Genomic DNA, 21,115 nt, shown 5'->3' on the forward strand with positions numbered 1-21,115 from the left:
CATGTGCTGCATGCGCCTGTCTTGCAGCTCAAGCCGCTACCACCATGCCTCTTCCAGACCGCTATTGCGTCATCGGCAACCCGATTGCCCACAGCCGCTCACCCCGCATCCATACCTTGTTTGCACAGCTGACCGACCAGGCCTTGGTCTACGAGCGCGAGCTGGTCGCTCTGGATGGTTTTGACGCCGCCGTGCAGCAACTGGTGCAGACAGGCACCCGGGGCATGAATGTGACCGTGCCCTTCAAACTGGAAGCCGCAGGCCTGGCGGACAGCCGCAGCGATCGGGTGCTGCGTGCAGGCGCTGCCAACACCCTGGTGGTGGGCGCCGATGGCCGCATCCATGCCGACAACACCGACGGCCTGGGCCTGGTGGCCGACATTGTGCGCAATGCAGGCGTGGCGTTGGCCGGCCAGCGCGTGCTGCTGCTGGGCGCAGGTGGTGCAGCTGCGGGCGCGTTGGCGCCGCTGTTGGCCGAAGCCCCAGCCCTGCTTGTGGTCTGCAACCGCACCCATGCCAAGGCCCAGCATCTGGTGGACCTGCACGCCGATCTGATCCAGGGCACCGCGACCCAACTGCAGGCGTTGGCAACAGATGCGCTGGCTGGCCCGTTTGACGTGGTGATCAACGCCACCGCCAGCAGCCTGCAAGGCGCCGCCATCCCCGTGCCCGGCCAGCTGCTGCGCCCGGGTGCACTGGCTTACGACATGATGTACGGCCCCGCTGCCGAGCCCTTTTTGCAATGGGCCAGCCAACACGGCGCCACCGGCCGCGATGGCCTGGGCATGCTGGTTGAGCAAGCGGCCGAGGCCTTTGCGCTGTGGCGCGGGGTGCGCCCGCCGTCACAGCAGGTACTGGCGCAGCTGCGCCGCGAACTAGCGACCCCCTGAGTACGCCATGACGGGCGCCCGCCGACTCCCACTCTGGCTCCGAACATGAAGGCCATCGCGCGCTGGATCGGATGGGTGCTGCTGCTGGCTTTGGGCCTGCAGCTGTTCTTTATTACGCGCATCGCGGTGATGGCCAGCATCGACCCGGCATCCACCGCGTTTGAGCGCAGCGAGGCCTGGCGCCAGGTGCGCCACGACGGGCGCCTGCACTGGCGCCAGCAATGGCGCCCTTACACGCAGATATCCGACCACCTCAAGCGCGCCGTCGTCGCCTCGGAAGACGACGATTTCGTCAACCATGACGGCGTGCTCTGGGATGCGATAGAAAAGGCCCGCGCGCGCAACGCCAAGGCCATGGAGCGCGCTGAACAGCGCAAGGAAAAAGCGCTGGAACGCGCCCAGGCCCAGGCAGAGAAGCGCGGCCAGGCATTCGATCCCAACACGGTGCAGGAGGGGCCACCCGTCAAGCTCATGGGCGGCTCGACCATCACCCAGCAACTGGCCAAAAACCTGTTGCTGTCCTCGGAGCGCAACCTGCTGCGCAAAGGCCAGGAGTTGGTGCTGACCTATGCGCTGGAATCGTTGCTCAGCAAGCAGCGCATTCTGGAGCTGTATTTGAACCATGCTGAATGGGGCGATGGCGTGTTTGGCGCAGAAGCGGCGGCCCAGCGCTACTTTGGCAAATCGGCGGCCCAGCTAAGCGCCTACGAAGCCGCACGCCTGGCCGTCATGCTGCCCAACCCCAAGGGCGCAGAAAAGAACCCGCAATCGGCCTACCTCAACCGCCGCAGTGCCACCATTGCGGCACGCATGCGCTATGCTGAGATTCCCTGAATTCCGGCCCGGCCGGCACCCCCACCGAACAGCATGAGAATCATCGGCATCGATCCCGGCTTGCAGACGACCGGCTTTGGCATCATCGACGTGGACGGCCAGCGCTTGTCCTATGTGGCCAGCGGCACCATCCGCACCACCACCCTGGATCTGGGCAACCTGCCGGGTCGCTTGAAGATGATCTTTGACGGCATCTGCGAAGTCAGCCAGCGCTACCAGCCCGACATGGCTTCGGTGGAGATCGTGTTTGTCAACGTCAATCCACAATCGACCTTGCTGCTGGGCCAGGCCCGGGGCTGCGCGCTGACGGCCCTGGTATCGCAAAATCTGCCGGTGGCCGAATACACCGCATTGCAGATGAAAAAAGCCGTGGTGGGCCATGGGCGCGCCGCCAAGAACCAGATCCAGGAGATGGTCAAGCGCCTGCTACAGCTGCCCGGGCTGCCCGGCACCGATGCAGCGGATGCGCTGGGCATGGCGATAACCCATGCCCACGCAGGCTTGTCGATGGCCCGCATGGCCGAGGTGAGCCCTTTGCAGCGGCGCCAGCATGCGATGTACAAGGCCGGCCGCAGCTACTGAGCCAGCGCCCCCAGGCCCGTTGCGCTATAGGCCAGAGCCGGCGCAAACTCCGCAGACAAAAAAAAACCTGTGCATCGCTAGGTGCACAGGTCTGGTCGGCTACAGGCTCCTTGTGCGTGGATCCGTGCGCTCCGTGAAGCAGCGCTCGGCACAAGGTGCAACCACCAAAGTAAGCTTTGGAGTGGGCGGGCGCATAAAGGTTCGCTTAGGGCGCCATGCAAACCCTCAATTATGGCCAGTTCGCGGCGTCTCAATAAGCATTGATAACAATATTGGCGATCAAGCCGGAGCCCACCGCAATCAGCAGGTAGTCGCCGCCGTACTGGATCCATTGGTAGCCCCGGGGTGGTGCGCTCAGCCGGTGGCCACGCCAGTCGCCCACCACATAGCTGTAGCCCCGGTAAGGCGCGGGCACATAGCCACCGCGGTACCAGTCGTTGCGCGGGCCAATGCCCCGGCCACGGTCGGGCACCACCACGACGCGGGGCGGAGGACGGTGATCGTGGCGATAGCCACGGCGGGATTCTTCATAGCGGCGATCCCGTTCGCGCTCGCGCTCCCAGCGGCGCTGCTGGCCGTGCGGGCCATGGTCGCGGTCACGCCGATCGTCACGCTGGTAATGGCGGCCATCGCCGTGGCGGCCATCTGGCTGCGCCTGTGCCGGGGCACTGAAAGCCATGGCGCCAGCCAATGCCAGGGCCAGACTGCCAATGCCAGCCAGGCGGCTCAAACGGCTAGGGGTAGTGCTCATGACGGAATCCTTTCTGGTGAACCAGCAGCTGCTGGTACAAGCGGCAAGCTGCCACCATGTAGATCTAACGCTGCGCAGTGCGGCAGCGTTTACCGTGCATGCCTGGGCGCGGAGGCTGTGTGTCTTTTGTAAAGTTGCTGCTGTTTCAGCAAAGCCGCATGGCTACAGGCGATGCAGCGCTTGGGGCCAGCAAGGGCGGGCGGCTGGTTTACCGCACTTTACCTGCCGCACAGTGCCTTGGAACGGGCGCGGCTCAGACCATGCGGCCCACAAAAAGCACAGCGAAGAAGGCCAGACCCGCCACCACGGTCCACTTGACCAGCAGCAAGGACCATTGGCGGTAGCGGCGCTGGCCGGTGCCCAGGTAAAAGCAAAAGCTGAGGGCTGCCATCAGCACCAGCAGCATGAAGATCCAGCGGAACAGCAGCATCCGTGCAGACCGGCCTACCAGGCCAGTGCAGATTGCGCAAAGCCCTGCGGGGCCTCACGCACATGGTCAAAGCTCACGATGTCCCAGGCATCCTGCTGCTGCATCAGCTCGCGCAGCAGCAGGTTGTTGAGCCCGTGGCCCGAGCGGAACGCGCTATAGGCTGCCAACAAGGGGTAGCCCACGATGTAGAGGTCCCCGATCGCGTCCAGAATCTTGTGCTTGACGAACTCGTCGTCATAGCGCAAACCATCGCTGTTGAGCACCTTGTAGTCGTCCATGACGATGGCATTGTCCAGGCCACCGCCCAGTGCCAGGCCATTGGAGCGCAGCATCTCCACATCCTTGGTAAAGCCAAAGGTGCGGGCGCGGGCGATATCGCGGCTGTAGTTGCCAATGCCCAGGTCGAACTCATAGGTCTGGCCGGTCGAATCGACCGCAGGGTGCGAAAAGTCAATCTCGAAGCGCAGCTTGTAGCCGTGGTAGGGGTCCAGCCGCGCCCATTTCTGCGCCGCGCCCTCGCCCTGGCGGATCTCGACGGGCTTGAGCAGGCGCAAAAAGCGCTTGGGGGCGTTTTGCAACTCAATACCTGCGCTTTGCAGCAGAAACACGAAGGAGGCTGACGAACCATCGAGGATCGGGATCTCCTCGGCCGTCACATCGATATAGAGGTTGTCGATGCCCAGACCGGCACAGGCGGACATCACATGCTCGACCGTATGGATGCGCACATCGCCTTTGCCCAGGGTCGAGGCCATGCGGGTATCGACCACCGCTTCGGCATTGACCGGAATATCGACCGGCTCGGGCAAATCCACCCGGCGAAACACAATGCCCGTGTTGGGTTGTGCAGGGCGCAGGGTGAGCTCGACCCGCTGGCCGCTGTGCAGGCCCACGCCGACGGCACGGGTTAAAGACTTGATGGTTCGTTGCTGGAGCATAACTTGTTGATTTTACGCTGTACGCACGCCCAGGACGCGCAAAAATGCCAATCACCCAGATAGTGCAAGCCTTGTAGGACACCGCACTTGCCTTGCCGGCCTATCTGTGCACAAAGCCGCCCACCCAACGGTGGCGCTGGCAGGCGGGGGGCCAGCGAACAACAACGCAGACCTCTAACAACAACGCGCTGAACCCCCGAAAGGTTTCAGCGCGCTGTGTTCAAAGCCCGGTCCGCCCAGAAGGGAGAACCGGCTTACAGAAAGCCCCGCAAGGCGATCAGTCGGCCTGCTTGCGCAGGAATGCGGGGATCTCCAGGTCTTCCATGCCGCTGGAAGACATGGCATCCACGCGGGCCGACGCCGCATTGCGGCCGGTGCGCCACACGGACGGGGTCTTCTTGTCGGCAAAGTCGTTGGCAAAGGCATTGCCCATGGGCACCGCATTTTGCACACCCAGACCCGACACGGGGCTGTTGACCGACTGGGGCGTGTAGGCGATGTCGTCGGTGCCGGTGCGCAGACCCGCGCTGCCCTGGATCACCGAGATCGGCTGGCGCTTGGCCACAGGACGCGACAGGCCGGTAGCCAGCACGGTCACGCGGATCTCTTCGCCCAGGGTTTCGTCGTAAGCGGCGCCGAAGATGACGTGCGACTCTGGCGAGGCGTAGGCATTGATGGTGCTCATGGCCTGGCGCGATTCGGCCAGCTTCAGGCTGCCCTTGGTCGCGGTCACCAGCACCAGGATGCCCTTGGCGCCCGACAGATCGATGCCTTCCAGCAGCGGGCAAGCAACGGCTTGTTCCGCCGCAATGCGTGCACGGTCAGGGCCGCTGGCCGTGGCCGTGCCCATCATCGCCTTGCCTGGCTCGCTCATCACGGTCTTCACGTCGGCAAAGTCGACGTTGATGTAGCCATGGTCGTTGATGATCTCGGAGATACCGCCGACCGCGTTCTTCAGCACGTCGTTGGCATGCGCAAACGCCTGGTCCTGGGTGATGTCATCGCCCAGCACGTCCAGCAGCTTCTCGTTGAGCACCACGATCAGCGAATCCACATTGGCTTCGAGCTCGCTCAGGCCGCCGTCGGCGTTGGACATGCGGCGCTTGCCTTCCCATTCGAAAGGCTTGGTCACCACGCCAACGGTCAGGATGCCCATCTCCTTGGCGACGCGTGCAATCACGGGAGCCGCACCGGTACCGGTACCGCCGCCCATGCCAGCGGTGATGAACAGCATGTGCGAGCCCACGATCGCAGCGCGGATGTCTTCGATCGCAGATTCAGCAGCCTCACGGCCGTTTTCAGGCTTGCTGCCCGCGCCCAGGCCGGTTTCACCCAGCTGGATCACGCGGTGGGCATGGCAACGCTCCAGCGCTTGCGCATCGGTGTTGGCCGAAATGAATTCGACACCTTGCACGCTGTTGGCGATCATGTGCTCGACCGCATTGCCACCACCGCCACCGACGCCGATCACCTTGATCTGGGTGCCTTGGTTGAATGTGTTGCCTTCATACATTTCGATGGTCATAGCCTGCTCCTCTTGCTCTCGCGTTAATTTGGAAAAAATGGTTTACGAATAATTCACTCTTTAATGAACAATGGTTGTCTGGTGGCCCTTTGGGTCTCCAAGGGTCGTACCCTTTGAGTCTTGAAGGGCCGCTTTGCGCCAGCCAACAAGTGGTGTCATGCATGGTTAAAAGTTCCCCACAATAAAGTCCTTCAAACGCCCAAATGCCGATTTCACCGAACCGGACTTCTGGGCCACCTTGTAGCCACGCATGCGGGCCATGCGGGCCTCTTCCAGCAGGCCCATGACGGTGGCAGCGCGAGGCTGGGCCACCATCTCGGCCAGGGTGCCGGAATACTTGGGAATGCCGCGGCGCACGGGCTTGAGGAAGATGTCTTCCCCCAGCTCGACCATGCCCGGCATCACCGCGCTGCCGCCCGTGAGCACAATGCCCGACGACAGCACCTCCTCATAACCAGACTCGCGGATGACTTGCTGCACCAGCGAGAAAATTTCTTCGACGCGTGGCTCAATCACACCGGCCAGCGCCTGCTTGCTCAACAAACGTGGGCCCCGGTCACCCAGACCGGGCACATCCACCTGCGAGTCGGGGTCGGCCAGCAGTTGCTTGGCGCAGCCGCTCTCGACCTTGATGTCCTCGGCGTCCTTGGTCGGTGTGCGCAGCGCCATCGCGATGTCGCTGGTGATCAGGTCACCGGCAATCGGGATCACCGCCGTATGGCGAATCGCGCCACCGGTGAAGATCGACACATCGGTGGTGCCTGCGCCGATATCGACCACGCACACCCCCAGCTCACGCTCGTCATCGGTCAGCACGGCCTGGCTGGAGGCCAGCGGGTTGAGCAGCAGCTGCTCGACTTCCAGCCCGCAGCGGCGCACGCACTTGATGATGTTTTCAGCCGCGCTTTGCGCACCGGTCACGATGTGGATCTTGGACTCCAGGCGCAGGCCGCTCATGCCGATGGGCTCACGCACATCCTGGCCGTCGATGGCAAACTCCTGGGGCTCGACCAGCAGCAAACGCTGGTCGGAGGGGATATTGATCGCCTTGGCGGTATCCAGCACCCGCGCCACATCGGCGGCTGACACCTCTTTGTCCTTCACCGCCACCATGCCGCTGGAGTTGATGCCCCGGATATGGCTGCCGGTGATGCCGGTGTAGACGCGCTGGATGTTCAGGTCGGCCATCAGCTCGGCCTCCTTGAGCGCCTGCTGAATGCTCTGCACCGTCGCATCGATGTTCACCACCACACCGCGCTTGAGCCCATTGCTGGGAGCCACACCCAGGCCCGCCAGCTTGAGCTCGCCATTGCCCAGCACCTCGGCCACGACCACCATGATCTTGGCGGTGCCGATGTCCAGGCCGACCACTACGTCTTTGCTATCTCGCGCCATAGTCAGTAGCCCTCGCTGATCAAGTGATTGGTATGGTTCATGTTTCGCATCTCTCTGTTTTATTTTTTGACCGGGGCTCGGCCCGCAGAAGCGCCCGTCGTCACGCCCTGCATGCGCACCGCATAGCCACCGGCATGGCGCAGATCCGCCGACATCAGCGATGCCACGCTGCGCTTGTAGGTACCGGTCACCTCTGGCAAAGATTCAACAAATTTACGCACCCGCTCGCTCAGCGCCTCCTCCCGGCCCTGCCCCATTTCAATGACCGCGCCGGACTGCAAGGTGGCTTTCCAGCTGCCACTGTTAGACTCCGCCAAGCTCACCAAGGCGTTGTCGAGCTTGGCGTAGATCGGCGCCAGCGCGCGGAACATGGCCAGCACCTCTTGCGAGCGGCCGGCCGGGCCCGACAGGTGCGGCAGATGCAGCAGATCCGGATCGGTGGAATCACCCTCGAACATCTGGCCGTCGCTGTTGAGCAGGCGGGATTCGCCCTCTGCACCCCAGATCGCGGCCGCGTCCTGCTCGGTGATCGTCACCGCCAGGGTGTGGGGGAACTCACGCTTGATGCGGGCCTGGCGCACCCAGGGCGCCTGCTCGAAAATCCGGCGGGTCTCATCCAGGTCCATCGTGAAGAAGTTGCCCTTCAACGCCGGCATCACATTGGCCTGCAACGACACCGCACTGTTGTGCTCCATCTCGCCTTGCACCACGATGCGCGCAATGCTCAGCGCCGGGTGGTGAATAGCCCAGCGAGCCGCTGCCAGCACCAGCAACGCGCCGCAGCCGAGGAACAATGCCGTGGCCAGCATGTTCATCAGCTTGACGTCGAAGGGGACTGGCATGGTCTGCTCCATGGATCGCATCTCCTTGTCTTACAGCTCCGCGCCTTGGGCCGCATCGGTCGATGCGTTCGCCACCAGGTGCAAGCACAGGTCTTCGTAGCTCATGCCGGTGGCACGCGCTGCCATGGGCACCAGCGAATGGCTGGTCATGCCCGGCGAGGTGTTGATCTCCAGCAAAAACAGCTGCTGGTCCGAGGCGCGCACCAGCACATCGGCACGCGACCAGCCCCGGCAGCCCAGGGTGCGGAAAGCCTTTTCCGCCAGATCGCGGATCGCCTCCTCCATCTCGGCGGGCAGTTCGCTGGGGCAGAAATACTGGGTGGTGTCGGTGAAGTACTTGTTCTGGTAGTCGTAGTTGCCCTCGGGCGCCACGATTTTGATCACCGGCAAAGCCTTGGCGCTGCGGCCCTGGCCCAGCACCGCACAGGTCGTCTCAATGCCCTCGATGAACTGCTCACACAGCACCTCGGGGTCATAGCGGGAGGCCAGTGCATAAGCCTGTGCGCATTCTTCGGGGCTGCTGATCTTGGACAGACCAATGGTCGAGCCCTCGCGTGCGGGCTTGACGATCATCGGCGCGCCCAGCGCGGCCAGCGCATCGCGCGTGTCCTGCGCGCTGGCAGCCATGCGCCACTCGGGGGTGGACAGGCCTTCAAAGCGCCAGATGCGCTTGGTCATGATCTTGTCCATCGCAATGCTCGATGCCATCACGCCAGGGCCGGTGTAGGGAATGCCCAGCAGTTCCAGCGCGCCTTGCACCGTGCCGTCTTCGCCATGGCGGCCATGCAGTGCGATAAAGCAGCGCGCAAAGCCCTGCTTGCGCAGCTCACCCATGTCCTGCTGCGAGGGGTCAAAGGCATGGGCATCCACACCCTTGGACTGCAAGGCAGCCAACACGCCCTTGCCGGACATCAGCGACACCTCGCGCTCTGCCGAGCTCCCGCCCATCAGCACCGCGACCTTGCCCAAGGCCTTCACATCAATATTTTTCATGGTTTCAGTCATACCGCACTCCCCTGGGGAGCCATTCGCTCTTGCTTGTCCAACGCCAATGCCATCACCTGTGCCGCCACCGCGCCAATCGATCCCGCGCCCATGCACAGCAGCACATCGCCGTCCTGCGCCTGGTCCAGAATCTGCTGGGGCAGGCTGGCGATCTGCTCGACAAATACCGGCTCCACCTTGCCCGCCACCCGCACTGCGCGGGCCAGCGCCCGGCTGTCGGCCGCCACAATCGGCGCTTCGCCAGCCGCATACACCTCGGCCAGCAGCACCGCATCGGCACTGCCCAGCACCTGGACAAAGTCCTCAAAGCAATCCCGCGTGCGGGTGTAGCGGTGGGGCTGGAAGGCCAGCACCAGCCGGCGCCCCGGAAACGCGCCGCGCGCGGCCGCAATGGTGGCAGCCATTTCGACAGGGTGATGGCCGTAATCGTCAATAACCGTAAACTCGCCGCCATGAGCGAGCTGGGCCTGGCCATAACGCTGAAAACGGCGCCCCACGCCCTTGAAGCCCTGCAAGGCCCGCTGCAGTGCGGCGTCGTCAATGCCCAAGGCGGCAGCCACACCGACCACCGCCAGTGCATTGAGCACGTTGTGTTCGCCGGGCAGGTTCAGCACCAGCTCCAGATCGGGCAAGGCCTGGGCCAGGCGCCGCTGCACGGTAAAGCGCATCTGGCCGTTGTCGGCCTGCAGGTTGACGGCGCGGATCTGGGCGGCTTCACTCAGGCCATAGGTCGTCACCTGGCAGGCCACGCGCTCGACGATGTCGCCCACCGCCGGGCTGTCGATGCAGACCACGGCATTGCCATAGAAAGGCATGCGGTTCAGAAAATCGACAAACGCGTTCTTGAGCCGGCCAAAGTCATGGCCATAGGTCTCCATGTGGTCGGCATCGATATTGGTCACCACCGCCATCACCGGCAGCAGGTTCAGGAACGAGGCATCGGACTCGTCCGCCTCGACCACGATGTACTCGCCACTGCCCAGGCGTGCATTGGCGCCGGCGCTGTTGAGCTTGCCGCCAATGACAAAGGTGGGATCGAGTCCTGCCTCGGCCAGCACGCTGGTCACCAGGCTGGTGGTCGTCGTCTTGCCATGGGTGCCGGCAATCGCAATGCCCTTGCGCAGGCGCATCAGCTCGGCCAGCATCAGCGCGCGTGGCACTACCGGAATGCCCATGGCCCGTGCTGCCAGCACCTCGGGGTTGTCAGCCTGCACGGCCGTGGAGGTCACCACTGCCTGGGCATGGGCGATGTGCGCGGCATCATGGCCCACCAAGGTGGTGATGCCCACATCGCGCAGATGCGCCATGGTGCTGCTGTCCGACAGGTCCGAGCCCGAGACCACATAGCCCAGGTTGTGCAGCACTTCGGCAATGCCGCTCATGCCAGCGCCGCCGATACCTACAAAGTGAATGCGTTGGATGGCGTGTTTCATCGTGCCAGCTCCTCGCATGCGTCCGCCACCACCTGTGCGGCTTCCAATTTCTGCATTTTCTTTGCCTTCTGGGCCCTGTCCAACAGGGCCGACCGCTGCATATTCTCTAGCATCTGAGCCAGGTTTTCCGGGGTCAACACGCTTTGTTGCACCAACCAGCCGGCACCGGCATCCACCAGAAAGCGCGCATTGGCGGTCTGGTGGTCGTCCACCGCTGCCGGAAAGGGCACAAACACCGCTGCCGCGCCCACGGCTGCCAGCTCGGTCACCGTGCTGGCACCTGCGCGGCAGACGATGACATCGGCATCCGCATAGGCCTTGGCCGCGTCATCAATAAAAGGCGTCAGGCTGGCCTGCACGCCGGCGGCGGCGTAGTTGGCCTGCAGTGCATCGATCTGCTTGGCGCCGCTTTGGTGGGTTACCACCGGGCGTACGCCGGGCGCCATCCGCGCCAGCGCCTGGGGCACTACCTCGTTCAAGGCCTTGGCGCCCAGGCTGCCGCCCACCACCAGCAGCTGCAAGGGGCCGCTGCGGCCGGCAAAGCGCTGCGCGGGTTCGGGCTGCTGCAAAAACTCGGCCCGCAGCGGATTACCCACCCACTGGCCACCGGCAATCGCATTGGGGAAGGCGCTGAAAACACGCCGTGCCATGCGGGCCAGCAGCTTGTTGGCCATGCCCGGCACCGAGTTCTGCTCATGCAGCACGATGGGCACACCCGCCAGCTTGGCGGCCAAGCCGCCCGGCACGGTGATATAGCCACCCATGCCCACGACCACATCGGGACGAACCTTGCGCAACACGGCGCGGGCCTGCTGCAAGGCCTTGAGCAGACGCCAAGGCATGCCAACCAAGGAGCGCAGGCCCTTGCCACGCACACCCGAGAAAGCCACCCGCTCCAGCGCAAAGCCCTGGGGCGGCACCAGGCGCTCTTCCATGCTGTCGGGCGCGCCCAGCCAGTGCACCGTCCAGCCACGGCTGCGCAGCTCTTGGGCGACGGCCAGGCCGGGGAAAATATGGCCGCCGGTGCCGCCAGCCATGATCAGGGCAGTCTTGCGGCTCATGACCGTGCTCCCCCGGCGCCCATGGCCTTGTTTTCGCAATCGATGCGCAGCACGATGGCAATCGCCACCAAATTCATCAAGATCGCCGAGCCGCCAAAACTCATCAGCGGCAAGGTCAGCCCCTTGGTGGGCAAGGCGCCCAGGTTCACCCCGGCGTTGATGAAGGTCTGGAAACCCAGCCAGATCGCGATGCCCTGCGCCACCAGGCCAGAGAAGATGCGGTCCATGCGAATCGCCTGGCGACCGATCTCGACAATGCGGCGAATCATGAAGAAGAACAGCCCCAGCAGCGCCACAATGCCGACCAGGCCCAGCTCCTCACCAATCACGGCCAGCAAGAAGTCGGTATGCGCCTCGGGCAGCCAGTGCAGCTTTTCCACGCTGCCGCCCAGGCCTACGCCAAAGATTTCGCCCCGGCCAATCGCAATCAGCGAATGCGACAGCTGGTAGCCCTTGCCCAGCGCATGCTTTTCGCTCCAGGGATCGAGGTAGGCAAAAATCCGCTCACGCCGCCATTCCGAGGTCATCACGATCAGCGCAAACGCGGCCACCAGCACCAGCGCGATCAGGAAGAACATGCGGGCATTGACGCCGCCCAGGAACAAGATGCCCATGGCTATCACGGCGATCACCATGAAGGCGCCCATGTCCGGCTCGGCCAGCAGCAGCGCGCCGACGATGCCCACGGCCAGGCCCATCGGCAGCACGGCGCGGAAGAAGCGTTCCTTGACGTCCATCTTGCGCACCATGTAGTCGGAGGCATACATGATCACCGCGACCTTGGCCAGCTCCGAGGGCTGGAAGTTCATGATGCCCAGCGACAACCAACGGCGTGCACCGTTCACCACGGTGCCCACATGCGGGATCAGCACCGCGATCAGCAGCAAGATGGAGGCGATAAAGAGCCAAGGCGCCCAGTGCTCCCAGACCTTCATCGGAATCTGGAAGGCCAGCACGGCCGCGACAAAGCCTAGGCCCACACTCATCAGGTGGCGCTGGAAGAAGTAGTAATGGGCGATCTTGCCAAAACGCGGGTTGTCCGGCATCGCGATCGAGGCCGAGAACACCATGACAATGCCCCAGGACAGAATGGCCACCACCAGCCAGATGAGCACCTGGTCGGCACCAAAGATATTGGTGGCATTCGATGGCGTCTGACGGTATTCATTGCCACCCACACGCACCGGCAGGATGTCGACGGGTTTTTCACCGGCGGGTTTGAACCAGCCGGAGAACCTGCTGCGCAGTCCGGTATCGGCCGTCATGGCTGCACCTCCAGGCTGCTGCCGCGCTCTTCGGCCAGCTCGGCGACCGCCTGGCAAAAGACCTCGGCGCGGTGGCCGTAGTTCTTGAACATGTCAAAGCTGGCACAGGCGGGCGACATCAGCACCGCGTCCCCTGCCACCGCCTTTTGGCTGGCCAGTTGCACGGCCTCGGGCATGCTGGGCGCATGCAGCAGGGGCACACCGGTATCGGCCAAGGCCGCCTCGATCAGCGGCGCGTCGCGGCCAATCAGCACCACCGCCCGCGCATAGCGCAGCACGGGCGCTGCCAAGGGCGAAAAGTCCTGGCCCTTGCCTTCGCCGCCCAAAATCAAGACCACCCGGCGTTCGGCGCCCAGGCCCATCAGCGCAGCCACGGTGGCACCCACATTGGTGCCTTTGCTGTCGTCAAAATATTCCACGTCGCTGACGATGCCGATCGGCTCAACCCGGTGGCGCTCGCCCCGGTACTCGCGCAGGCCAAACAGCATGGCGGCAAAACCGGCGCCTGCCGCACGGCCCAGGGCCAAGGCGGCCAGCGCATTCATCGCGTTGTGGCGGCCACGGATGCGCAGCGCATCGGCGGGCATCAGCCGCTGCATGAACACATCGTCTGCCGCGCTGTGGTTGCGCTTGTTGGTGGCACTGTTGCCGTCGTCTTGGGCACGCACCAGCCAGGCCATGCCGTTGACCACGTCCAGGCCATAGTCACCCACCTGGCTCGGCGCATCCAGGCCAAAGCTGATGTGCGGTCGCAGTTGCGGCCGCTGCAGCTTGACCCGGACGGGGGGCGGCAGCATGGCCATCACGGCCGGGTCGTCCCGGTTGAGCACCATCAGCGCGTCAGCGCCAAAAATCTTGGCCTTGGCCGCTGCATAGGCTTGCATGCTGCCATGCCAGTCCAGATGGTCCTGGCTGATATTGAGCACGGTAGCGGCCGTCGGGTTGAAGGCATGCGCATCTTCCAGCTGGAAGCTGGACAGCTCCAGCACCCAGGCCTGGGGCAGGTTTTCGCCGTCGATGTGCTGCGCCAGGGTATCGAGCAGGCTGGGGCCGATATTGCCGGCCACGGCGGTGGATATGCCAGCATGCGCGAGCAACTGCCCCGTCAAGGACGTGACCGTGGTCTTGCCATTGGTCCCCGTAATCGCCAGCACCTTGGGCGCATAGCCATGGCCCTGGGCCAGTGCTTGCAGCGCCAGGCTGAACAAATCGAGCTCGCCACTGACAGGCAGGCCAATGGCGCGGGCGGCATCCACCACGGGTGCGACCACCTCGGGGCTGAGCCCGGGGGAGCGGTACACGGCGCGCACCGGCTGGCCATCGATCAGCGCAGCCGTCAACGGGCCCGCCTCAAAGCGCACCTCGGGCAATTCGCTGCGCAGCTGCGCCAGTTGCGGTGGCTCGTCGCGTGTGTCGGCCACGGTGACCTGGGCACCGCAGCGCGCACACCAGCGCGCCATCGCCAGGCCCGAGATCCCCAGACCGAGCACCAACACCTGCTGGCCCTGCAGAGGGGTTGCCTGGCCTTGGGGCCACTGCGCGGGCACTGGGGCAAACACGACCTCTTCCGCCTGCGGCTGCAGATCAACGGCGGTGACATCGCTGCTGGCCGCATCCGAGACGCCAGGATCGGCAAAAATCTGCGCCACAAAGGCGGCCGCTTCCTTGGCCGCCGTCAAGGTCGACACATCGGGAACGGGGGCCAAGTCTGCAGGCAGTGCTTCCACCGGGGCCGTGTCTACTTCGACCGTGTCCATAGAGTCCGACTCCACGGGGGCCGTCTCCAGGGGGGCCATATCCATGGTGGCCGCATCCGCTTGTGCCAACGCAGCATCCGTGGTCGGCACCGCCTCTGCCAGTGTGGCGGCCTCCAGCCCGGGCTCCACGGCCTGCGGCAGCACAGCAGCTTGCGGCAACGCAGCCGTTTCCAGCGGTGCGGCAACGGCATCCGTCGGGGCGACCAGGGGGTTGAGGTGCTCGGTCGACATGGTGTTTACCTCAGCTTCAAGGTAGACAGACCGACCAGGCACAGCAGCATGGTGATGATCCAGAAGCGCACGACCACCTGGGTTTCGCGCCAGCCGCTTTTCTCGAAGTGGTGGTGCAAGGGGGCCATCTTCAGCAAGCGCCGGCCTTCGCCGTAGCGCTTCTTGGTGTACTTGAACCAGACCACCTGCAGCATCACCGACACAGCCTCGGCCACAAAGATGCCGCCCATGATGGCCAGCACAATCTCCTGGCGCACGATGACGGCAATGGTGCCCAGTGCGCCGCCCAAAGCCAGCGCGCCCACGTCGCCCATGAAGACCTGGGCCGGATGGGTGTTGAACCACAGAAAAGCCAGGCCTGCGCCCGTCATGGCGCAGCAAAAAATCAGCAATTCACCGGTGCCACCAATGTGCGGGAAGAGCAGGTAGCGCGAGAAATTGACGCTGCCCGTGACATAGGCAAACACGCCCAGGGCCGAGCCCACCATCACCACGGGCATGATGGCCAAGCCATCGAGCCCATCGGTGAGGTTCACGGCATTGCTGGCACCCACGATGACCAGGTAGGTCAGGATCACAAAGCCCAGCACGCCCAGCGGGTAGTTCACCTGCTTGAAAAAGGGCACCATCAGGCCGGCATTGGGAGGCAGATCCAGCGAGAAGCCCGATTGCACCCAGCTGACAAACAGGCTCCAGACCTCGGCATTGGTGTTTTCCGAGATGCAAAACACCAGCGCCAGTGCGGCGGCCAGGCCAACGACCGACTGCCAGAAATACTTTTCGCGCGAACGCATGCCCTCGGGGTCCTTGTTGACCACCTTGCGCCAGTCATCGACCCAGCCAATGGCACCAAAGCCCCAGGTCACAATCAGCACGATCCAGACAAAGCGGTTGGACAGGTCAAACCAGAGCACCGTCGAGATGGTGATGGCCAGCAAGATCAGCACCCCACCCATCGTGGGCGTGCCGCTTTTGCTCAGATGGCTTTCCATGGCATAGCCTCGGATGGGCTGGCCAATCTTCAGGGCTGACAAGGTGCGGATCACCTTGGGACCGGCCACCAGGCCAATCACCAGCGCCGTCATCGCGGCCATCACGGCGCGGAAGGTGAGGTACTGGAAAATGCGCAAAAAGCCAAACTCTGGCGAGAGGCTTTGCAACCAGCTGGCGAGCACAATCAGCATGCGGCCTCCTCACGGGCGCTCAGCCCCTTGTCTGCGCACGACTGCATCGCCTGCACCACTTGCTCCATCTTCATGAACCGCGAACCTTTGACCAACACACTGCCTAGTTGAGGCATCAGCTTGCACACCGCATCCTGCAAGGCAGGCATGCTCTCGAAATGTTGAGCCCCAGCGCCAAAGGCCTCTGCGGCAAACCCGCTTTGCGGGCCCAGGGTAAACAGCTGGCTGATGCCTTGCTGCCGGGCCAGCGCGCCGGCCTCGGCATGGAACTGAGGGCCCTGGTCTCCTACCTCGCCCATATCGCCCAGCACCAACAGCCGGGCAGCTGGCAGCTCGGCCAGCACCGCAATGGCGGCTTGCACCGAATCGGGGTTGGCGTTGTAGCTGTCATCGACCACCGTCAGGCTATGACCGGCCACCGCCATGGACAGCGCGCGCGAGCGGCCTTTGACCGGCTCAAACGCCGACAGGCCCTGGGCAATCGCTGCCAGCGGCACACCGGCCGCGTGGGCCGATGCGGCGGCCGCCAAGGCATTGCGCACATTGTGGCGGCCGGCAATCTGCAGCACCACGGCGGCCTCGCCACCAGGCAGGTGCAGCTGGAGGTGCCAGGCGCCTTCGCGCCAGACCACGCCACTGGCAAAGGCCTGCGCACCATCGGCCTGCTCGCCAAACAGGCAAGTGGCCCGGCCTGCGGCCAGCCCTTGCCACAAGGGGGTATAGACATCGCCTGCGGGGAACACGGCCACACCATCGGCCGGCAGGGCCGACAGCACGCTGCCGTTTTCCAGCGCCACGGCCTCGACCGTGTGCATGAACTCCTGGTGCTCGCGCTGGGCGTTGTTGACCAGGGCCACCTGGGGCTGCGCCATGGCGGCCAGCACGGCGATTTCGCCGGGGTGGTTCATGCCCAGCTCCACGACGGCTGCGCGGTGCGCTGCCGTCAGGCCCAGCAAGGTCAAAGGCACGCCGATCTCGTTATTCAAATTGCCCCGGGTGGCAAAGGCAGCGTCGCCGACATGGGCCCGCAAGATGGAGGCCAGCATCTGGGTCACCGTGGTCTTGCCATTGCTGCCCGTCACCGCAATCAGCGGCAGCTGGAACTGCGCGCGCCAACCGGTGGCCAGCGCGCCCAGCGCAGCCAAGCTGTCGGGCACCACAATGCCGGGCAGGCCGGCAGCTGCGGGGTCGGCATGGCACAGCGCGGCCGCTGCACCTGCTGCCTGGGCCTGGGCCAGAAACTGGTTGGCATCAAAGCGCTCACCCTTGAGCGCCACAAACAAATCGCCCGCCTGCAAGCTGCGCGAATCCGAATGCACACGCAGCAAAGGCACTGCACCCTCCCCCACCAGCCGGGCCTGGGGGACAAGGGGCCCAATGAAGCCCAGCGCCTGCTGCAGGGTCATCATGCTCATAGTCGTTCTTTCCGCTTGGCCAGCGCAGCATGGGCCTGCGCGGCATCGAGGAAGGGCAGCTTCACGCCAGCCACTTCCTGGTAGTCCTCATGGCCTTTTCCGGCCAGCAAAATCACATCCTGGCTGGCCGCGCGCAGCACCGCCTCTTCGATGGCCACTGCCCGCTCGGCCTGTACCTGCCAATGCGCATCGGGGGTCATGCCACGCAGAATGTCGTCGATGATGGCCTGGGGCTGCTCGCCGCGCGGGTTGTCGCTGGTCACGATCACAGCGTCGGCGCCGGCCTGGGCAATGCGGCCCATCAGCGGGCGCTTGCCGGCATCGCGGTTGCCACCGCAGCCAAACACGCACCACAGCTTGCCGCCGCGCTGCTGGGCCAGGGGCCGCAGGGCCTGCAAGGCCTTGTCCAGCGCATCAGGGGTGTGGGCGTAATCAATGGCCACCAAAGGTGCATCGGCTTGTGCCACTTGCTCCATGCGGCCAGGCACCGCTGCCAGCACCGCGCAGGCTTGGGCCGCCTGCTGCAAGCTGGCGCCCAGCACGCGCAGGCTAGCGATGACCTGCAGCAGATTGAGCACGTTGTACTGGCCAATCACCTGGCTGTGCAAGGTCACGGCAGCATGCGCGGCGCCGGCCTCCACCACCTCAAACACCAGCCCACGCTCGCCCGCGCGGATGGCCTGGGCAGACAGACGGGCCTGCGCGGCGCTGTCCACGGAGACGGTCCACAGATCCAGCGCGCCACCGGCCAGCGATGCCGCCAAGGCCGCGCCCCGGGCATCGTCCAGATTGACCACGGCGGACTGCAGGCCAGGCCACTGGAACAGCGCCTCTTTGGCGGCCCAGTAGGCATCCATGCTGCCGTGGTAGTCCAGGTGGTCCTGGCTGAAATTGGTGAAGATCGCCAGTCGGATGCGGGTGCCCGCCAGGCGGTGCTCGGCAATGCCGATGGACGAGGCCTCGATGGCGCAAGCGCCGTAGCCGGCATCGGCAAAGCGGCGGAAGGCGCGCTGCAGCAGCACCGGATCCGGCGTGGTCATGCCCGTCGCATCCAGCTGCTTGGGCGGAATACCCACGCCCAAGGTGCCCACCATGGCGCAGCCCCGGTGTTGCAAAACTCCGGCTTCGCAGAGATGGCTCACCGCCTGGGCCAGCCACCAGCTGATACTGGTCTTGCCATTGGTGCCGGTCACGGCCAGCACATCGAGCTGCTCGCTGGGCTGGCCCAACCAGGCACTGGCAATCGGGCCAGTGGCGGCCTTTAAATCGGGCATGGCCGCTACGGGCATGCCTTGCACATCAAACTGCTCCAGACCGGCTTGCTCCACCAGGCAGGCGGCAGCGCCGCGCTGCACGGCTTGCGCCACATAGGCACGGCCGTCGTTGACGCCGCCAGGCCAGGCAATGAAGGCATCGCCGGCTTGCACCTGGCGGCTGTCTGTTTGCAGGTTGCCGCTCCATACCCGCTCGCGCAGCCATTCAACGGCTGCGGCGCTGCTGTGCACGGTGGTCACAGGGGTGGTGGCGCTCATAGCGGCTCCTCCACATCGTTGGCCACGATCTGCGGCTTGACCGACATATCGGGCTGTACGCCCATCAGGCGCAAGGTCTGCTGCACCACTTCGCTGAACACCGGGCCGGCGACGGTACCGCCGTAAAAACTGCCCTGGCTGGGCTCGTCGACCATCACGGCGACGATGATGCGCGGGTTCTCAATCGGCGCAATGCCGGTGAACCAGGCGCGGTACTTGCCTGCGGCATAGCCACGGCCCTGCTGCTTGCGCGCCGTGCCCGACTTGCCGCCAATGGAGTAGCCCACGGTCTGCGCCTTTTGGCCGGTACCGCCCGGGCCGGCTGCCAGCCACAGCATGTGGCGCACCAGCTCGGCCGTCTTCTTGGAGAACACCGGTGTGCCCGCTGGGCGGCCGCTGCGCTTGAGCATGGTCGCGGGGATCACATTGCCGTCGTTCGAGAACACGGTATAGGAGCGCGCCATCTGGAACAAGGATGCCGACAGGCCATAGCCGTAAGAGATGGTGGCCTGCTCGACGGGCTTCCAGCTCTTCCAGGGGCGCAGACGGCCGCTGGCCGCACCGGGGAAGGCGATCTGGGGCTTTTGGCCATAGCCCAGCGCCGAGTGCACGTTCCACATCTCTTGCGCCGACATCTTTTGCGCCACCTTGAGCGCGCCCACGTTGCTGGACTTCTGGATCACGCCGTCCACCGTCAATGCGCCATAGTTGTGGGTGTCGCTGATGGTGAAGCCGCCAATCGCATAGCGGCCTGGCGTGGTGTCGATGATGGTGTTGTTCTTGACCCGGCCCAGCTCCAGCGCCGTGCCCACCGTGATGGGCTTCATCGTCGAGCCGGGCTCGAAGGTATCGGTGATGGCGCGGTTGCGCAGCTGCTCGCCCGTCAGGCGCGAGCGGTTGTTCGGGTCGTAGCTGGGGTAGTTGGCCAGCGCCAGCACTTCGCCGGTGTGGGCATCCATCACCACCACGCTGCCGGCCTTGGCCTTGAAGGCCGCGACCTGGTCGCGCAGCTTTTGGTAAGCGAAGAACTGCACCTTGCTGTCGATGGACAGCTGGATATCCTGGCCCTCTTGCGGCGGCGTCTCCACGCCCACGCCTTCAACGATGCGGCCCAGGCGGTCCTTGATCACGCGGCGCGAGCCGGCCTTGCCGCCCAGCTCGGTGTTGAAGGCCAGCTCCATGCCTTCCTGGCCCTGGTCTTCCACATTGGTAAAGCCCACGACGTGGGCTGCTGATTCACCTTCGGGGTACTGGCGCTTGTACTCTTTGCGCAGGTAGATGCCCTTGACATCCAGCGCCTTGATCTTCTGCCCAATATCCCAATCGAGCTGGCGCTTGATCCAGACAAAGGACTTGTCCTCGTCGGCCAGCTTGGCGTCAAACTGGGCCTTGGGCATGCCTATTAATTTGGAGATCTCTGCCAGCTTGCCCTTGATCGCCGGGTCGTCCTGGTCCACATCTTCCGGAATCGCCCAGATGCTGGCGGCCGGCACGCTGGAGGCCAGAATCAAACCATTGCGGTCCAGAATGCGGCCCCGGTTGGCGGGCAATTCAATCGTGCGGGCAAAGCGTACCTCGCCCTGGCGCAGGAAGAAATCGTTGCCGATGACCTGCACATAGGCGGCGCGGCCAATCAGACCCGTGAACGCCAAGGCCAGACCAATCATGATGAAGCGGCTGCGCCACATCGGCGTGCGCTCAGCCAGCAGTGGGCTGGTGGAGTAGCGCATGTCCTTGCTCATGGTGCAGCCACTCCCGCGCCGGGCTCGGCCACATACACGGTGACCGCCGGGGTCGCCGTCTGCATGGCCCATTTGTCACGCGCCAGTTGCTCCAGCCGCAGCGGCGTGGCCTGGGCCCGCTTTTCCACCTGCAGGCGCTGGTGGTCCGTCTCCAGCTGGCGCGACTCGGCCAGCGCACGGTCCAGCTCGGTAAACAGCTTGCGCGATTCGTACTGCGACTGCACCAGCGCCATGGCGCTGACGATGGTCACCAGGAGCAGCAGGATGTTCAGGCGCAGCAGCACAGCCACCCCCTGTGGGTTC

General features: G+C 64.5%; 19 protein-coding genes. 3 read left to right on the forward strand and 16 right to left on the reverse strand.

Annotated features, from left to right (window positions below):
• The first annotated feature begins 44 nt into the window (after positions 1–44).
• Genes aroE through ruvC form a run of 3 tightly spaced genes read left to right on the forward strand, consistent with a single transcriptional unit; the run spans position 45 to position 2,306 of the window.
• Positions 45–890: a shikimate dehydrogenase gene (gene aroE / locus M2375_RS02995; RefSeq protein ID WP_259163831.1), complete on the forward strand. Its 846-nt coding sequence runs from the start codon at positions 45–47 to the stop codon at positions 888–890.
• 45 nt (positions 891–935) lie between these two features.
• On the forward strand, positions 936–1,724 hold the full coding sequence (locus M2375_RS03000; protein ID WP_259163832.1) for a transglycosylase domain-containing protein: 789 nt from the start codon (positions 936–938) through the stop codon (positions 1,722–1,724).
• Between the two features lie 33 nt (positions 1,725–1,757).
• Entirely contained in the window at positions 1,758–2,306 is a 549-nt protein-coding gene (gene ruvC, locus M2375_RS03005; protein WP_259163833.1) for a crossover junction endodeoxyribonuclease RuvC, read from the forward strand.
• Between the two features lie 250 nt (positions 2,307–2,556).
• Here ruvC and M2375_RS03010 read toward each other — a convergent pair whose 3' ends face one another.
• The 16 genes from M2375_RS03010 to ftsL all read right to left on the reverse strand — a co-directional run bounded on the left by M2375_RS03010 (position 2,557) and on the right by ftsL (position 21,093).
• Positions 2,557–3,057, reverse strand: a complete 501-nt coding sequence (locus M2375_RS03010; RefSeq protein ID WP_259163834.1) for an RcnB family protein — start codon at positions 3,055–3,057, stop codon at positions 2,557–2,559.
• Positions 3,058–3,310: 253 nt separating this feature from the next.
• On the reverse strand, positions 3,311–3,487 hold the full coding sequence (locus M2375_RS03015; protein WP_021026173.1) for a hypothetical protein: 177 nt from the start codon (positions 3,485–3,487) through the stop codon (positions 3,311–3,313).
• Between the two features lie 14 nt (positions 3,488–3,501).
• Positions 3,502–4,425: a UDP-3-O-acyl-N-acetylglucosamine deacetylase gene (lpxC, locus tag M2375_RS03020; protein WP_259163836.1), complete on the reverse strand. Its 924-nt coding sequence runs from the start codon at positions 4,423–4,425 to the stop codon at positions 3,502–3,504.
• 277 nt (positions 4,426–4,702) lie between these two features.
• Positions 4,703–5,950 (reverse strand): cell division protein FtsZ, encoded by a 1,248-nt coding sequence (gene ftsZ, locus M2375_RS03025; protein WP_182325532.1) that lies wholly within the window; start codon positions 5,948–5,950, stop codon positions 4,703–4,705.
• A gap of 165 nt (positions 5,951–6,115) precedes the next feature.
• Entirely contained in the window at positions 6,116–7,345 is a 1,230-nt protein-coding gene (gene ftsA / locus M2375_RS03030; RefSeq protein WP_182325533.1) for a cell division protein FtsA, read from the reverse strand.
• Positions 7,346–7,404: 59 nt separating this feature from the next.
• Entirely contained in the window at positions 7,405–8,187 is a 783-nt protein-coding gene (locus M2375_RS03035; RefSeq protein ID WP_259163844.1) for a cell division protein FtsQ/DivIB, read from the reverse strand.
• A gap of 30 nt (positions 8,188–8,217) precedes the next feature.
• Complete coding sequence (locus M2375_RS03040; protein WP_404979267.1) at positions 8,218–9,192, reverse strand: D-alanine--D-alanine ligase; 975 nt, start codon at positions 9,190–9,192, stop codon at positions 8,218–8,220.
• Entirely contained in the window at positions 9,189–10,625 is a 1,437-nt protein-coding gene (gene murC / locus M2375_RS03045) for a UDP-N-acetylmuramate--L-alanine ligase (protein WP_259163847.1), read from the reverse strand. Before murC ends, M2375_RS03040 begins: the two co-directional genes overlap by 4 nt.
• On the reverse strand, positions 10,622–11,686 hold the full coding sequence (gene murG, locus M2375_RS03050) for an undecaprenyldiphospho-muramoylpentapeptide beta-N-acetylglucosaminyltransferase (protein WP_259163848.1): 1,065 nt from the start codon (positions 11,684–11,686) through the stop codon (positions 10,622–10,624). The genes murC and murG overlap by 4 nt, the downstream gene beginning before the upstream one ends.
• Positions 11,683–12,951 (reverse strand): putative lipid II flippase FtsW, encoded by a 1,269-nt coding sequence (gene ftsW / locus M2375_RS03055; protein WP_259163849.1) that lies wholly within the window; start codon positions 12,949–12,951, stop codon positions 11,683–11,685. The genes murG and ftsW overlap by 4 nt, the downstream gene beginning before the upstream one ends.
• Complete coding sequence (murD, locus tag M2375_RS03060) at positions 12,948–14,939, reverse strand: UDP-N-acetylmuramoyl-L-alanine--D-glutamate ligase (RefSeq protein WP_404979268.1); 1,992 nt, start codon at positions 14,937–14,939, stop codon at positions 12,948–12,950. Before murD ends, ftsW begins: the two co-directional genes overlap by 4 nt.
• 5 nt (positions 14,940–14,944) lie before the next feature.
• Positions 14,945–16,123, reverse strand: a complete 1,179-nt coding sequence (gene mraY, locus M2375_RS03065; RefSeq protein WP_259163852.1) for a phospho-N-acetylmuramoyl-pentapeptide-transferase — start codon at positions 16,121–16,123, stop codon at positions 14,945–14,947.
• Positions 16,117–17,532, reverse strand: coding sequence for a UDP-N-acetylmuramoyl-tripeptide--D-alanyl-D-alanine ligase (gene murF, locus M2375_RS03070; RefSeq protein ID WP_259163968.1), 1,416 nt, complete (start codon positions 17,530–17,532; stop codon positions 16,117–16,119). The genes mraY and murF overlap by 7 nt, the downstream gene beginning before the upstream one ends.
• A 2-nt stretch (positions 17,533–17,534) precedes the next feature.
• Positions 17,535–19,070, reverse strand: coding sequence for a UDP-N-acetylmuramoyl-L-alanyl-D-glutamate--2,6-diaminopimelate ligase (locus tag M2375_RS03075; RefSeq protein ID WP_259163853.1), 1,536 nt, complete (start codon positions 19,068–19,070; stop codon positions 17,535–17,537).
• Positions 19,067–20,812, reverse strand: coding sequence for a penicillin-binding protein 2 (locus tag M2375_RS03080; protein WP_259163854.1), 1,746 nt, complete (start codon positions 20,810–20,812; stop codon positions 19,067–19,069). The genes M2375_RS03075 and M2375_RS03080 overlap by 4 nt, the downstream gene beginning before the upstream one ends.
• Positions 20,809–21,093 carry a cell division protein FtsL gene (ftsL, locus tag M2375_RS03085; protein ID WP_259163970.1) on the reverse strand — a complete coding sequence of 95 codons (285 nt, stop codon included), beginning with the start codon at positions 21,091–21,093 and terminating at the stop codon, positions 20,809–20,811. The genes M2375_RS03080 and ftsL overlap by 4 nt, the downstream gene beginning before the upstream one ends.
• Between the last annotated feature and the right edge of the window lie 22 nt (positions 21,094–21,115).

The sequence above is a fragment of the Comamonas sp. BIGb0152 genome (assembly GCF_024809975.1).
GTDB lineage: Bacteria > Pseudomonadota > Gammaproteobacteria > Burkholderiales > Burkholderiaceae_C > Comamonas.

Excerpts from the sequence above, each read along its gene's own strand:
- aroE (WP_259163831.1), top strand. The coding sequence starts at position 45 with ATGCCTCTTCCAGACCGCTATTGCGTCATCGGCAACCCGATTGCCCAC.
- M2375_RS03000 (WP_259163832.1), top strand. The coding sequence starts at position 936 with ATGAAGGCCATCGCGCGCTGGATCGGATGGGTGCTGCTGCTGGCTTTG.
- ruvC (WP_259163833.1), top strand. The coding sequence starts at position 1,758 with ATGAGAATCATCGGCATCGATCCCGGCTTGCAGACGACCGGCTTTGGC.
- M2375_RS03010 (WP_259163834.1), bottom strand. The coding sequence starts at position 3,057 with ATGAGCACTACCCCTAGCCGTTTGAGCCGCCTGGCTGGCATTGGCAGT.
- M2375_RS03015 (WP_021026173.1), bottom strand. The coding sequence starts at position 3,487 with ATGCTGCTGTTCCGCTGGATCTTCATGCTGCTGGTGCTGATGGCAGCC.
- lpxC (WP_259163836.1), bottom strand. The coding sequence starts at position 4,425 with ATGCTCCAGCAACGAACCATCAAGTCTTTAACCCGTGCCGTCGGCGTG.
- ftsZ (WP_182325532.1), bottom strand. The coding sequence starts at position 5,950 with ATGACCATCGAAATGTATGAAGGCAACACATTCAACCAAGGCACCCAG.
- ftsA (WP_182325533.1), bottom strand. The coding sequence starts at position 7,345 with ATGGCGCGAGATAGCAAAGACGTAGTGGTCGGCCTGGACATCGGCACC.
- M2375_RS03035 (WP_259163844.1), bottom strand. The coding sequence starts at position 8,187 with ATGCCAGTCCCCTTCGACGTCAAGCTGATGAACATGCTGGCCACGGCA.
- M2375_RS03040 (WP_404979267.1), bottom strand. The coding sequence starts at position 9,192 with ATGACTGAAACCATGAAAAATATTGATGTGAAGGCCTTGGGCAAGGTC.
- murC (WP_259163847.1), bottom strand. The coding sequence starts at position 10,625 with ATGAAACACGCCATCCAACGCATTCACTTTGTAGGTATCGGCGGCGCT.
- murG (WP_259163848.1), bottom strand. The coding sequence starts at position 11,686 with ATGAGCCGCAAGACTGCCCTGATCATGGCTGGCGGCACCGGCGGCCAT.
- ftsW (WP_259163849.1), bottom strand. The coding sequence starts at position 12,951 with ATGACGGCCGATACCGGACTGCGCAGCAGGTTCTCCGGCTGGTTCAAA.
- murD (WP_404979268.1), bottom strand. The coding sequence starts at position 14,939 with ATGTCGACCGAGCACCTCAACCCCCTGGTCGCCCCGACGGATGCCGTT.
- mraY (WP_259163852.1), bottom strand. The coding sequence starts at position 16,123 with ATGCTGATTGTGCTCGCCAGCTGGTTGCAAAGCCTCTCGCCAGAGTTT.
- murF (WP_259163968.1), bottom strand. The coding sequence starts at position 17,532 with ATGATGACCCTGCAGCAGGCGCTGGGCTTCATTGGGCCCCTTGTCCCC.
- M2375_RS03075 (WP_259163853.1), bottom strand. The coding sequence starts at position 19,070 with ATGAGCGCCACCACCCCTGTGACCACCGTGCACAGCAGCGCCGCAGCC.
- M2375_RS03080 (WP_259163854.1), bottom strand. The coding sequence starts at position 20,812 with ATGAGCAAGGACATGCGCTACTCCACCAGCCCACTGCTGGCTGAGCGC.